We start from the raw sequence: 13258 nt of genomic DNA, 5'->3' as shown, positions 1-13258 counted from the left end.
TTATGAGGATTCGCTTCGTCTATTGCGTTTCTCCATTTCTTCAGCCGTTCTTTTCAAATATTGCAAATACCTAATCAATAAAATTGGAAGAATTGTGGTCAATAGATTGATACTAATAAAAAATAAATAAGTCTGTTCCATTTCAATTAAACGTGAGTAAATCAAACCAATTAGGCCGCTAAAAGCTAGAACATATACAGATGGAATTCGTGGAATGAGAAAAGTGATTAATCCTGCCAAAATAATCATAACCATAATCATCAGTAAAAAATGCCAATAAAGTTGAAAATAGAATGCCATCCTCTCTCCTCCTTTTAACATAATATCTTTTTCTTTACTCTTGTATCGACATTCCCGAAATATTTTGATGTTATTTTGACTTCAGAAAGTAAACGCTTCCACAATCCTTATCTGTTAAGTTAGGCTATAAATATCGATTTTAACACCATAATATTACCATAATTCATTATTTTCAAAAAGTTGATTTTTAATAAAAAATAAGTGTAGACTAAAACGTATTGTGAAAGGAGGAAAGCTGATGGAATGGATATCTACTATTGTCAATAACACGAACTCAATATTATGGACATATATTCTTATCATACTATTATTAGTAGCAGGATTATATTTTTCATTCGGCACAAAATTTGTACAAATTAGACTTTTCCCAGAAATGTTCCGCTTAATTGTTGAAAAAAGAGAAGGGGAATCAGGAGTTTCCCCATTCCAAGCCTTTACGATAAGCGCAGCCTCGCGTGTAGGGACAGGTAATATTACTGGTGTTGCTTTAGCAATTGGTGTAGGTGGACCAGGTGCAGTATTTTGGATGTGGATCATTGCTATATTAGGGATGGCAACTGCCTTTATTGAAAGTACTTTAGCTCAGGTATACAAGGTGAAGGATGGCGAAACATTTCGTGGTGGGCCAGCTTATTATATGGAGAAGGCGCTAGGACAACGGAAGCTTGGGATTATTTTTAGTATTCTGCTAACATTAAGCTTTGGCTTTATTTTTAATGCTGTACAGTCTAATACAATTGCAACCTCTGTAGGTGAAGCGTTTGGTATAAGACCTTGGATTATTGGAGTTATATTAGTCGTATTAACAGCCTTGATAATTTTTGGTGGGGTTCAAAGAATTGTAAAAGTGACACAGGTCCTGGTACCCGTCATGGCTATCTTCTATTTATTTGTCGCACTATATGTGGTTGTCACAAACTTATCTGAAATTCCTTCAGTGTTCAAGCTAATTTTCACGCAAGCTTTTGGTCTTCAGGAAGCTGCTGGAGGAGCAATTGGCATCGCTATTATGCAAGGAGTACGTCGTGGATTGTTTTCTAATGAAGCTGGAATGGGGAGTGTACCTAACGCAGCGGCTACCGCTAATACCTCACATCCAGCTAAACAAGGGCTTGTTCAGAGCTTAGGTGTCTTTTTTGATACGATTATGATTTGTACAGCAACCGCATTTATCATTATTTTAGCGGGCTTATATGATAAAGGAGAAAGCAATGGCATTATCCTTACGCAAAACTCACTTGCTGTCCATGTAGGTGAGTGGGCACCTTACTTTATCGCTATTGCCATTATCTTCTTTGCCTTTAGCTCGATTGTTGGTAACTACTATTATGGAGAATCCAATATTGAATTTATGAATGCCCATAAGGGATGGATGTTTGGCTACCGTACGTTAGTACTGGCGATGGTCATGTTTGGCTCCGTTGCACAAGTTCAGCTAGTCTGGAATTTAGCAGATTTATTTATGGGATTAATGGCATTCATTAATATAACGATTATTATGATTCTTGGAAAAATTGCCTTTCTTGTTTTAGACGATTTTACAAATCAACGTAATACAGGCAAAAATCCAGTATTTTATGCAAAATCAATTCCAGCATTGAAAAATACAGATTGTTGGGACGAAGATCGTTAATACCTCAAAACGCCACTCCTTAAATGGAGGGCATTGATAGACATAAAAACTAAAAAAGTCGATTTGCAGCACATTTTTTGTGGCAAATCGACTTTTTCAGTGTCCTACTATAACGAAATGGCGTTTTTGAAGTTAATAGTTAAATTGACTAATTAACTGTTTTAATTCATCTGCCATATGTGCTAAAGCCTGTGCAGAGGCATTGATCTCCTCCATTGAAGCCAATTGCTCCTCAGTAGAGGCAGCTACATCCTCAGATGCACTTGCATTACTCTGTGCAGAGAAGGCCAAGTCCTCTGTAATAGCTGCTACTTCTTGCACACTTGCTGACATTTGCTCTGAGGCAGAAGAAACCTCATTCATTTTTGGCATAATATCATTCATGCTTGTGAGGATCACTTGGAATTTAGTAATAGCATCATCAGATACCTTTAGACCATTTTGAACATCCTCTGAAACTTTCGCCATAATATTAACAGATTGTTCAGTCTCTAGCTGGATACTATGAATAAGCTCAAAAATTTGCTTGGCTGATGTCTGAGACTGCTCAGCTAGCTTCCTTACTTCATCAGCAACAACGGCAAACCCTTTCCCATGCTCCCCTGCTCTTGCTGCTTCAATGGCAGCATTTAAAGCCAATAAGTTAGTTTGATCCGCAATGCCTGTAATGACATCTAAAATAGATGTTATTTGCTGTGAGCGTTCATGTAAAGTTTGGATTTTTTGGTTGGATTCTGTCACCGATACATGGATTGATTGCATTTGATCCTTTGTATTTTGAACGGCCTTCCCCCCCTCATCTGCTTGATGAGTAGCGTGCTGAGAGAGATCTGTCACACTAGAAGAGATTTCTGCAATATGAAGTATTGCCTTTGAAAGCTCATGAAGCGATTGTGCGTTCTTATTGGCACTCGTTGTTTGTGTATCAGCACTTGATGCAACATCCTGAATGGATATGGCAACCTTTTCCGTTGCGATACTTGTTTGATTCGCATTGGCAGTTAGCTCTTCGGCTGAAGATGCCACTTCCTCAGCATTTTGCTCAATTTTTTGGATAAGTGCACGTAAACTACCCTGCATATCATTAAAGGCTTGACCTAGCTGCCCAATTTCATCCTTTGAGGTTATCACAACTTTTTCTGTTAAATCCCCCTTGCTAATCGTTACAGCACTATCCTTTAATGCTCTAATCGGTTTAATCACAGCCTTCATAACAAAGTAGAAAACGATTGAGCTGATTACAATAGCTACACCTAATACTAGAAGTGTATGTGATAAAATCGTTGATGCAGAGTCATCTATTTCCTTCGCAAAAATTGTTCCAGTAATTTTCCAATTCGTCAGCCCATTTGTTGTAAAAAACATAATACGATCATCGCCATTAAAGACATATTCATATGTCCCAGATGTGCTGTCGTATAATTTATCAAGAAAGCTCTCTTTTAATTCTCCGCCCGCTTCCAAGGTAGGATGAGCAATTACCATATTATTGTCACCGAAAATAGATGGATAGCCATTTTTACCGATGCTAATGGAGTCTGAGATTTTTTGAAGGTCCGTTAATTTTATATCAACTGCGACTACTGCAGACTGGTCCTCTACCTGTCTGGCAATTGTTACAACCATATCACCAGTTCCTGCATCAATATAAGGATTTGTAATTAATGTGTCGCTCTTTAGTGATTTTGCTTTCTTGTACCAATCTCTTTCCAATGGGTTATAATCATCCGCATTTAATCTAGGCTCTTGTAAAAATTCACCTTTATCTGTTCCAACATAAATACTTAAAACATCTGGATGAAGCTTTGTATATTGTTGAAATTTTGTGAGTACGGTCTTTTTTGACTCCTCATACTGCGTGGCATCTATTTCTTTACTGAATATACTTACATCATTTATTTTTTCACTAATCGTTTTATCAATAAGTTTATTTAAAATTTCTACGCTTTCATTTGCACTAAACAAAATTTCTTGTTCTATAGAATTTTTAGCCGAAAGGTAGGACAGACTCCCAACAGAAATGACTGGGATAAGTAATATAAGAGCAAATAAAGTATAAAGCTTGCCCTTAAAGCTTCCAAAAAATTGTTTCATGCAACAGTTCTCCTTTTGTCTTCGTTAGCTATAAAAGTTTGTTCTAGAGATGTGTTTGACGCTATATGCTTATTGGCACTTTAGACACAAAAAGAATGCCGCTTCCCTCCCCTGTTCAACCTTCCCTTCCTTTTCAATTCACCCCAAGCTTTTATCGGACGAAATAACTATTTTCTAACCTCATTTTCTTTTTTTAAATATTTCTAACATTTAAGGCTTCTCGATAAATCATATAAAACTTTCGATAAATGCTCAAAATTAATCGATAAATTTAGAATTCTTCTCGATATAACAAATTTAAGCGTATTCGATATAGCAATCGAATACGCTTACGTCAATAATGAAATATTAATATTTAAATGCCTGAATGGATTCTTGTAGGTCAATCGCCATTTTAGCCAAATGGGAGGAGGCGGCTGCAACTTCTTCCATCGCTGCGTTTTGCTCCTCAGATGAAGCAGCCACACTTTGCACATTGCCACTTGATTTTATGGATACCTCGCTAATATAGTCGATTTCTTTCACTAGTTTTTCAATATCTAGATAAATCGCTCGTATAGCTGCCGTAACAGCCTGTGTTTGTGCCTGTACATCATTTATAGCCTCATCAATTGCTAGGAAATTATCTCTTGCCACATTCACTTTGTCCCGACCAACTGTTACAGACTCATTACTATTGACCATGTCTTCCTCAATAATTCGAGTGCTTTCCGTAATTTGTGCAACAACCTTTTCAATATCTATAGCAGCTAAATTCGATTCATCTGCTAATTTTCGAACCTCTTCGGCAACTACTGCAAAGCCCTTACCATGCTCACCGCTTCGCGCGGCTTCTATCGAGGCATTGATTGCTAATAAATTCGTTTGCGTGGCAATATTTTTGATAACATTCACTGCTGAAACAATCGCTGCTGTATTTTCATCTAAATCATTAACACGAGTGCTTAGTTCTGCCGTATTATCTGAAATCTCATTCATTTGTTCACTAACATCCCGAACTGAGGAACGCCCTGAACTTGCCATGTTTTTCGTTTCCACTGTGGCATTATTCATATTATCGATACTTGTCGAAATCTCGTTCATTTTTTTCAAGATATGTGAGGATAAATTTCGAACATCACCCGTAAGAGTGTCCTGCTGTTCAATCCCTTGTGCAATATCTTGAATCGATTCTGTCACCACTTCAGTTGCCTGCGTTACCTCCATACTGCTTGCTGTCAACTGCTCAGAGGTTGCTGCTACTTGTTCAGAGGATTGTCCAACTTGTTTCATCGTATATCTTAGCTTTTCAGACATCATATTAAAGGAATTCGCCAGTTGAGCAAACTCATCCTTTGTTTTAAATTGAAGGTGCGTTTGTAAATCACCATTTGAAAACTTATCCATTTCCACAACAGTTTGTTGAATATTTTTTGCAACTCTTCTGCCAAATACAGTGGCAATAATAATACTGATAAGCAGTGAGATGATTGCCAATACTGCAATTTCTTTACCACTTCTATCTCCACTTTGCCTGGTTACCTCGATAAGGGATTGCATTTCCTTTTGCTGTGCTGTTGCCATTGTTTTACCAAAGACAACTAATTTTAACGAGCCCTCTCCTAATATTGGTAATGCAAGCTGCTGTGCTTGTTGAGACTCACCATTTTGAAACAGTGGCACTATTTTTTCATCAATTGGCTTTTCCCACTCATCTAATTGCGTTAAAAACTGATCAAAATCTGCATTTTTATAGCCAAGTTCTTCAATACGACGAATGGACTTATGTAAAGTATCTCGAATTTCAAGATGATTGTTAAGCATTTCTTCCTTTCCATACAGCATATAACCTCTTATGGCTGCATTTGCTCGAACAGTTTGAAAGGAAATATCCTGATATAAATCGATAAGTTCTGTTTTTTCTTGAATCTCTTTAAGAGTGTGTCGGTTATCATTTAAATAGTACATGGAAATACCCGTAATTAATAATAAAAAAATCAACACTAGCCCAAAAGCAAACTGCAATTTTCTTTCTACTGTTATCTTCATAAAGCTCCCTCTATTCTACAATTGTCATAAACTCTCTTGAGTATAGCCTATCTATAACTATTATCCTAGATGAAGTAAAACGAAAATCTTCATATAAAACTAATTTTTTACAATAAATAAACACATTTTAAAATTTCTTGACTTTTCTATGTTTCAATCAACTGTTCTGCTTATAAAATTATGTATGAATGCACAAATAATTCCTAGTAAAAATGTTAAATAGATATTGCCTTTTTCCATTCAATTCTCCCCTATTATGTTTTTATTTCCCTTTACTGGTTAAAATGTTTTATACTATCGGTAACTAGATAAGATAAAACTACAATCAGTGGGGATCTTCCACTTGAAGTGGGGGTCTTGTACCTGAACTTCGCTTTATAGTACAGTTACTGCCCCATTTATGTAAAATAAAGGAGATCATTAATATGAGTAAACCAGAATTATATGTTAGCATAGTAGTTGGTCCAAATTGTGATATCGAATCCATTGCTTTAAGATCTGTCCTGGAGTCATTTGGTGCAAGAGTGACGTTTCATTTGATTGGAAGACCCAATGATTTGATAGATGTACTATCAGGTCAGGATCTTGATCAAAAGCTGGATTATTTAATTCTTAATTTTCATGGTGATGAGGGGCGCTTTCATATGCCAGAGCTAGGGGAGGAAGTTTATGAATTAAATGAACCAAGAGGGGCATTTTTTAGTTCACAAGAGGTACTACAATATTGTCAACTTCATGATGTAAAGGTGATTGCCTCTGGCTGTTCACTAGGTGAAAAGCAATTAGCTTCTGCCTTTTTAGAAAGCGGCTGCCACTCCTATTTAGGACCAGATGATTACATAGATGGCAATGCAAATTTAATGTTTTTAATTAGTTTTATGTATGAAATTATAGCGCATGGAAAAACACAGCAGGAGGCATATGAAATCGCCAAAGCTATAGATACAGAAACCTCCATGTATCAGCTATATTTTTCATAAAAATCAAAAAATCGTAGCGAAAAACAGCTACGATTTTCTTTATTGATGTTTTTTTACCATCGCATCTGTAAAATTCTGAGATTGCCCTCTTGGAATACTTAATGTTTGCCATTGTGAGCCAGTTACTTGTTTCGCAATGTAAATAATTTGTCCGACATGCTGGGCGTAATGTGACATTTGTCTTTCAATCGCATCAATCACCGAATGCTGTTCTCCCCTGATTGTAATAACTTTCTTTAAGTCAGCTTCTGTTAATTGCTCGATGGCATCCAAAAAAACTTGCCATCCCTTTTCCCAAGTTGTTAAAATTTCTTCTGTAGTAGTAAAACTGTCTATAAACTCATCATCCCGATTTCTCGTTAATTTCTCACCATCCGTTGTTAAAAAATCCGTCCATCGGGATATCATGTTGCCGCTAATATGCTTGACTATAACGGCAATGCTATTGGACTCTTCATTAATAGTCCAATGGAATTGTTCATGATTTAACTGTGATAATGTTTTGTCACCTTGCTCTTTGAGATTTTTAAATCTTTTACTAATTACATCTAAATAGATTTGTTGGAAGTTCATAAATATTCCCCCTTCTTCAAATGAAAAGTCAAATTTTGTGAGGCATCCAGCAATCAAGGAAGCTCCCTATTAATTGATGTTATTTTTATTTTATATTATTTAACACAGGGAAAGTAGAGTTATCATTATGACTGAGTATAAATTCCTTTATCAACCCCATCATTTTCTTTTGCATAGCCTCTTCATTTGAATTGACTAGATAGGCGATATGAAAAACATAACCATTATGATAAGTGTAAAACTCATTGGCTGTTGTCGAAGCAAGACTAACTTTATTATTTTTTACATCAAAATGATAATAGCGATACGTCAATGCACCCCCTTCAGTTGGAACAATTTGATGGAATAGTGGACTATTATTTTCTCCTCCTTCTATACTATAACGAAGCTCAATCTATAAAAGATTATTTTCTACCATAAAAAACCGTCTCTTTATGTCGAGACGGTTTTCTTCTTGTTTTTATAAATTTTCATCAATATATGTTTCGATATCAGACGCCATTGTATCAATGGGTATATCCTCAATATTTTTGGCATATCCAGTATACATTTTTACTAAAACCCCGTCTTTATCCACTAAGAAAAATTGATTTCCATGAATCACTTGGTCAGTATTAGGATCATCCTTTACCATAATTTTAGTTGATTTTACTGCGAATTGTTCAATATATTTTTGTGAATAACCAGTAAGGAGATTCCATTTTGATTCATCAGGTACATTATATTTGCTTAGATAATCCGCAAGTACCTCTGGCTTATCAACATCAGGATCCACTGAAAACGCAACAATCTGATAATCTTCCACACCTTTTTTCTTCAGCTTTTCTTGAACCTGCGCCATATTAAAGGACATTGGCGGACAAATAGAAGTACAATTCGTGAAAATATACATTCCAATCCATGGTTTCCCTTTTAAACTCTTCAAAGAAACAGCTTCTTCACGTTGATTAATATGCTCAAAATCTGGCAGTGCTAAGTCATAATCTGCCTTAAATTTTGCATTTCCACATGCGCTAAGTACAGTTGTCAGCATCAAAAGTAGAATGAATCCAATTATTTTATTTTTCATCTTAACACGCTCCCTACCTACATTACCCTCATCCTATCGTATGATCATAACGTTGACAAGGACTCCCAAGTGACAGCTTTCGGACATCTTTGTGAAATAGATTTCACTTTAAGGAAATAAGTGCATCATGAATCGCATCCAGCTTTACCTCTACTCGGTTCAATAAATAAAACGACACTAGAATCGGAAAGCCAATTTCTGAAATCATGTTTAACCACTGCTCCATCTTTAAATTCCTCCTTCACAAATTAAAATTGAGTATTCTCCTGTTAAAAAAGGTCTTTGTAGTATCATCCCACAAAGACCTTTTCTTCATTATGCTATCGCTAATTCAAGTTCCGTCACTTGGCGATCAATGATCCGTGCCCCTTTTATGGCAACTAGAGTACCTGCTTGTCCTTCAAAAACATTTTTAGCCATAATCGTCTGCATAACCTGTTGGATTTCTGCAGTTGTAATTGTTGGCTTCGGTGCATCAATCGTAAGCACAGTTGTTTTTCCTATGGCTGTTTCAAATTGCAGCTCTAAAACTTGTGTCATCTTCTTGCCCCCCTTAGGATAAATCTGTTGTTTCTACTTTGGAAATGCTGTCTAACGTATGTGAAGATAGACTTGCAATGGCATTCGCCACGGCTACTAAATCCACTGTTGAATGCGAACCATTCACATTTCGGTATGTCTTTGTTGTGAACTTTGGCTCGTTTTGTTCATTGTAGCCAGTAACATACTTTAAACGAAGTGTTGCATTGACAAAATTTACGCTTGTCATAGGTGTCACCCCCTTTCTTACACAATATATACGGACTTATTGCTAAAAGAGGGACATTAAGGATGAATTTTTTTATATTAGCTTTTATAATAGAGTGAGAGAAGGCAAAGAGGTGAACGATTTGTTAACAGGCTGGTTTTTATGGTTTATCTTGTTTTGGGTAGTCGTATTGATTACCTTTATGGGGATAGGTGGATTTTTTATGTTCCGCAAGTTTTTAAAGGCACTACCTAAGCAGGATGGTAAATCGGATTTAGATTGGCAAGAGTTTTATTTAGATAAAACCATTCATTTATGGGGACAACCTGAGAAGGAGCTTTTATATGAACTTGTTAGTCCCGTCCCTGAGCTGTTTAGACAAGTAGCAAAGGAAAAAATAGCTGGCAAAATTGGCGAGCTTGCATTAGAAGAAAAAGCGGCTGCCATTAACCATGACTTAATTATTCGTGGTTATATTCAAGCTACCCCGAAGCGAGATCATAAATTTTTACGTAAAAAATTAGCGGAAATGAAAATTGACATTACCCCCTATGAACATCTATTTGATTGATGGCTACGCTGCACAAATTCGTTGTGTGGCGTTTTTATCTATAGAAAAATAAACCCTTGCAGAACAATGGATGCATGACCACTTTACCCCGCTGCTATAATTTGACCCAGATATTTAACAAGGAGAATGATATTGAGGTCATTTTACCTGTAGAAGCAGGCAAAGCACTTTGAGCAAATTATAACCTACATCCAATATAACGATATGCCTTGGAAATTGGTCTTCTGCTTTTTTAAAAGTGGAATCACTGCTTTACGACAGAAAATGGAGAGATATGATATATTGTTATCTTTTGCCTGTTCCCCTTCACTATAACTGATTAGAAATAGGGAAAAAAGAAAGAAATAAAATTGCAAATGAAATTCTTTTCATAAAATGCTGTATTTATGTTATTTCTAAATCAATTATAAAATTTGACGTAGCTCTTGTTAAAATGGTACAAATTCCACTTGTTTTAAACTTTCCTTAAATAGCTATTGTAAAATTTATTGAAAAGGGACAACGCTTCTCTTTAATAGATTGAACTTTGGATTTTATAAAAATAGAGTAGCAAAGGCATTATCTTCAAAATATACTATGAATGATTACCCATTTACTACTCTTTATGTGCACTTTCAAATGAAAAAAATACGGTTTAACCTTTTTAGAATGACCTACTAAATTTCCGAATTGAGTGGAATCTTCTATTTGGATTAGCTTTTTTCAATTAGCTCCTTTATATTAATCTTTGATTTCCTTGAATGTAGGTTGGTTAGTGAGCATCTGCATTCAATACTTTCATATTTACTTGCGATGTTATAAGGAGCTTTTTTTAGTTGCATTTGTACCCCTATGGTCACATTAAGAGGATTTGCTTCGACTAATTACTTTTGTTTAGCTTTATTGAATGTTACCCTACTTTTAATTCATGTTTTTTCTGAATCAAATAGTTCGTCAACAGTAGTTTTCAAATTTTTCGCTAAATCAAAAGCTAGTGAAAGCGAAGGGTCGTATTTATTATTTTCAACTGCATTGATAGTTTGCCTTGATACATCACATAATTTCGCTAATTCTTCCTGCGACAATTTTAAAGCCTTCCTAATTTCTTGTATTTTATTTTGCATCTAATCACCATATTTCTTTTTATACACTAATAATGTAATTAAATAAACGATAGACACCACTACTAAGAAAATATAAGGATTTATTCCTCCAGAGTAGCCGCTCGAAAAAAATGAAAGATATAAATTCTGACCGATTTCAATCAACAGCAAGGCGATGACCACACTAAAAGCATAAGATTGTGCACGCATTTTAATAAACTTTTTTCTTTCATCTCCTAATGACACTAATGAACCAAGTGTTAGGAAAATTAAAACAACTGTAATTACTATTACACCCAAAAAGACGAATAACAGCCAATCCACTCAAAATGCAACTCCTTATAAGTAAAACATGTTTTACATTTAGAGTATAACAGGTTTTACACTTTTTAGTCAAACATGTTTTACATTATGGATTTTCAAGGTATGCTATGCTATACATAGAGCTTAATAATTCATAAAAAAGCTATTTGACAATTAAAGATGTCATAATAGCTCTTTGTTATATTTTTGGATAAATTATGGAGCAATAACATTACATACAGTTTTAGTTACTGAATTATAAATACCGTATGCATCACAACATTTCTTAGCGCAATAATCTAATTTTTAATCAATAAAAATGCAGTATAAGCCAAGAAATTAGAGGTGGAACTTCTGAACCTTCTCAAAATATCGACAAAGTACATCTTGCATATATAGAAAATTTAGGCTGGACGATGCAAACATTTGATTCTGAGCAAGTATCACTGAAATTGGCACTTGAAACTATGGCAAACTAAAAATCCGCTACTATCAAATTTATGGAAGAGTATATCGCTCGTTGCATTATTAGGTAACATACTTAGCAATAGTATTGAAGCCTGTCAGGAATGGCAAAAGCTTAATAATGCACAGGGAAATATTAGTCTTCAGCTATATAAACGAAGCGGCTTATATATTATCACCTGTAAGAACAATACAGTCCCACTTCCTAGAGATATTGTAGATTCTTTATTTGGCCGCTCTGAGATCACAACAAAACAGGGGCATGATGGACTTGGAACAACAATTATAAAAGATGTGGTCCAAAAATATAAAGGTTTCTTAGACTTCACCTATAAAGATGAGATATTTACTTTAAAACTTAAATTCCCTGCCATCCATTAAAAGTAATTTTAGTGCTAGCAAACCGTCACTTTTGAAGTTCTATCCGTCGTTTCGTTAGTGATATCAGTCCAATGATGTCTATCTGTCCCCCAAAACGATAAAAAGCCTGCACTAAACACTAGTGTAGGCTTTTCTTTACAAATTTTTAAGCGGAATGGTTTTTTTGACTTTGATAAATTGAACAAGCATGGCAATTCGCCAAGGAACTAACATGGCAAAGGCTAAAATCCAAAACATTCCTGCTAACTCACCAACATCAATGGAGCTACTTAATATCATTTTCGCCACAACTCGGAACACTAATAGCCCAATTAAAATAAAAACGAAGGCTTTTGAACGTTTTAAATAAATATCTTGTCCCTTTACTTCAAATTTTGAAGTAGCAATTAGTATTGTTGAGAACACCATTCCGACTGCTGACGCCTCTAAAATTTGCATAGGCGGTACACGGAATTGTTCAAATAAAAACATTAACGCACCTGAAGACATTGCGATAGGTGGAATGATAATTTTCTTCTCATTTGTTGGTTTTTTGGATGCTCTCATCCGTATTACCATGACAAAGCTACCCATTAAAATGGCCATTATGGTCGAACCTATAACATAATAGTGAGAAGGGATATTGCTTAACATAAAAAAATCCTCCTCTAATGTCAAATTAACAATTTTGTCCAAGCAATTGATCAACTACAGATTTCAATCTTTCTGGCTCAAATGGTTTTGTGATAAAATCTTTCGCACCACTTTCAATTGCTTCCACAATTAATTTTTGTTGGCCTAAAGCTGTAATCATAATTATTTTTGCATTTGGGAATTCAGGGATGATTGTTTTTACTGCCGCAATACCTGTCATAACGGGCATCGTTACATCCATCGTGACAAGATCTGGTTGTAACTCTCGATACATCGCCACAGCTTCCTTCCCATTGGCAGCCTTGCCGACTACCTCATAACCCCATTCCGTAAACATATTACTTATGGCAACACGCATAAATAGCGTATCATCCACTACCAAAACTGTAGGCATCTGT

General features: G+C 35.5%; 17 protein-coding genes. 4 read left to right on the top strand and 13 right to left on the bottom strand.

Features of this window, described 5'->3' with window-relative positions:
- A complete protein-coding gene (locus tag QNH24_RS09900) occupies positions 1-300 on the bottom strand; it encodes a hypothetical protein (RefSeq protein ID WP_283871879.1) in 300 nt (99 codons plus the stop codon).
- 238 nt (positions 301-538) lie between these two features.
- Here QNH24_RS09900 and QNH24_RS09895 point away from each other — a divergent pair, with 238 nt between their 5' ends.
- Positions 539-1933, top strand: coding sequence for an alanine/glycine:cation symporter family protein (locus QNH24_RS09895; RefSeq protein WP_283871877.1), 1395 nt, complete (start codon positions 539-541; stop codon positions 1931-1933).
- A 132-nt stretch (positions 1934-2065) separates the two neighbouring features.
- Here QNH24_RS09895 and QNH24_RS09890 read toward each other — a convergent pair whose 3' ends face one another.
- On the bottom strand, positions 2066-4027 hold the full coding sequence (locus tag QNH24_RS09890; protein ID WP_283871875.1) for a methyl-accepting chemotaxis protein: 1962 nt from the start codon (positions 4025-4027) through the stop codon (positions 2066-2068).
- Positions 4028-4375: 348 nt separating this feature from the next.
- Positions 4376-6055, bottom strand: a complete 1680-nt coding sequence (locus QNH24_RS09885; RefSeq protein WP_283871873.1) for a methyl-accepting chemotaxis protein — start codon at positions 6053-6055, stop codon at positions 4376-4378.
- A 425-nt stretch (positions 6056-6480) separates the two neighbouring features.
- Here QNH24_RS09885 and QNH24_RS09880 point away from each other — a divergent pair, with 425 nt between their 5' ends.
- Positions 6481-7035: a delta-aminolevulinic acid dehydratase gene (locus QNH24_RS09880; protein ID WP_283871871.1), complete on the top strand. Its 555-nt coding sequence runs from the start codon at positions 6481-6483 to the stop codon at positions 7033-7035.
- 39 nt (positions 7036-7074) lie between these two features.
- On the opposite strand, the gene QNH24_RS09875 is transcribed toward QNH24_RS09880, so the two are convergent.
- The 6 genes from QNH24_RS09875 to QNH24_RS09850 all read right to left on the bottom strand — a co-directional run bounded on the left by QNH24_RS09875 (position 7075) and on the right by QNH24_RS09850 (position 9446).
- The gene (locus tag QNH24_RS09875) at positions 7075-7608 is read right to left on the bottom strand and encodes a DUF1572 family protein (protein ID WP_283871870.1); all 534 of its coding nucleotides are present in this window, start codon (positions 7606-7608) and stop codon (positions 7075-7077) included.
- Between the two features lie 85 nt (positions 7609-7693).
- A complete protein-coding gene (locus QNH24_RS09870) occupies positions 7694-7921 on the bottom strand; it encodes a hypothetical protein (protein ID WP_283871869.1) in 228 nt (75 codons plus the stop codon).
- A 147-nt stretch (positions 7922-8068) separates the two neighbouring features.
- A complete protein-coding gene (locus tag QNH24_RS09865) occupies positions 8069-8677 on the bottom strand; it encodes an SCO family protein (protein WP_283871868.1) in 609 nt (202 codons plus the stop codon).
- A 103-nt stretch (positions 8678-8780) separates the two neighbouring features.
- A complete protein-coding gene (locus QNH24_RS09860) occupies positions 8781-8903 on the bottom strand; it encodes a YvrJ family protein (protein WP_283871867.1) in 123 nt (40 codons plus the stop codon).
- A gap of 89 nt (positions 8904-8992) precedes the next feature.
- The gene (locus QNH24_RS09855) at positions 8993-9217 is read right to left on the bottom strand and encodes a DUF2922 domain-containing protein (protein ID WP_283871866.1); all 225 of its coding nucleotides are present in this window, start codon (positions 9215-9217) and stop codon (positions 8993-8995) included.
- A gap of 13 nt (positions 9218-9230) precedes the next feature.
- The gene (locus tag QNH24_RS09850; RefSeq protein ID WP_283871865.1) at positions 9231-9446 is read right to left on the bottom strand and encodes a DUF1659 domain-containing protein; all 216 of its coding nucleotides are present in this window, start codon (positions 9444-9446) and stop codon (positions 9231-9233) included.
- A gap of 121 nt (positions 9447-9567) precedes the next feature.
- Between QNH24_RS09850 and QNH24_RS09845 the strand changes: the two genes are divergently transcribed.
- Positions 9568-9996 (top strand): DUF2621 domain-containing protein, encoded by a 429-nt coding sequence (locus QNH24_RS09845; protein WP_283872791.1) that lies wholly within the window; start codon positions 9568-9570, stop codon positions 9994-9996.
- 905 nt (positions 9997-10901) lie between these two features.
- Here QNH24_RS09845 and QNH24_RS09840 read toward each other — a convergent pair.
- Both QNH24_RS09840 and QNH24_RS09835 read right to left on the bottom strand, forming a co-directional pair.
- Positions 10902-11099 (bottom strand): helix-turn-helix transcriptional regulator, encoded by a 198-nt coding sequence (locus tag QNH24_RS09840; RefSeq protein WP_283871863.1) that lies wholly within the window; start codon positions 11097-11099, stop codon positions 10902-10904.
- Positions 11100-11402 (bottom strand): hypothetical protein, encoded by a 303-nt coding sequence (locus tag QNH24_RS09835; protein WP_283871861.1) that lies wholly within the window; start codon positions 11400-11402, stop codon positions 11100-11102. It lies immediately after the preceding gene.
- A gap of 438 nt (positions 11403-11840) precedes the next feature.
- Here QNH24_RS09835 and QNH24_RS09830 point away from each other — a divergent pair, with 438 nt between their 5' ends.
- Positions 11841-12227 (top strand): GHKL domain-containing protein, encoded by a 387-nt coding sequence (locus QNH24_RS09830; RefSeq protein ID WP_283871860.1) that lies wholly within the window; start codon positions 11841-11843, stop codon positions 12225-12227.
- Between the two features lie 135 nt (positions 12228-12362).
- On the opposite strand, the gene QNH24_RS09825 is transcribed toward QNH24_RS09830, so the two are convergent.
- Positions 12363-12860 (bottom strand): CcdC family protein, encoded by a 498-nt coding sequence (locus QNH24_RS09825; protein WP_283871859.1) that lies wholly within the window; start codon positions 12858-12860, stop codon positions 12363-12365.
- Positions 12861-12885: 25 nt separating this feature from the next.
- The gene (locus QNH24_RS09820) at positions 12886-13254 is read right to left on the bottom strand and encodes a response regulator (protein WP_283871858.1); all 369 of its coding nucleotides are present in this window, start codon (positions 13252-13254) and stop codon (positions 12886-12888) included.
- Positions 13255-13258 lie beyond the last annotated feature (4 nt).

The sequence above is a fragment of the Lysinibacillus pakistanensis genome, assembly GCF_030123245.1.
Classification (GTDB): Bacteria; Bacillota; Bacilli; order Bacillales_A; family Planococcaceae; genus Lysinibacillus; species Lysinibacillus pakistanensis.
Note: the sequence above shows the minus strand (reverse complement) of the source record. Positions and strands in the feature narration are given on the sequence as shown.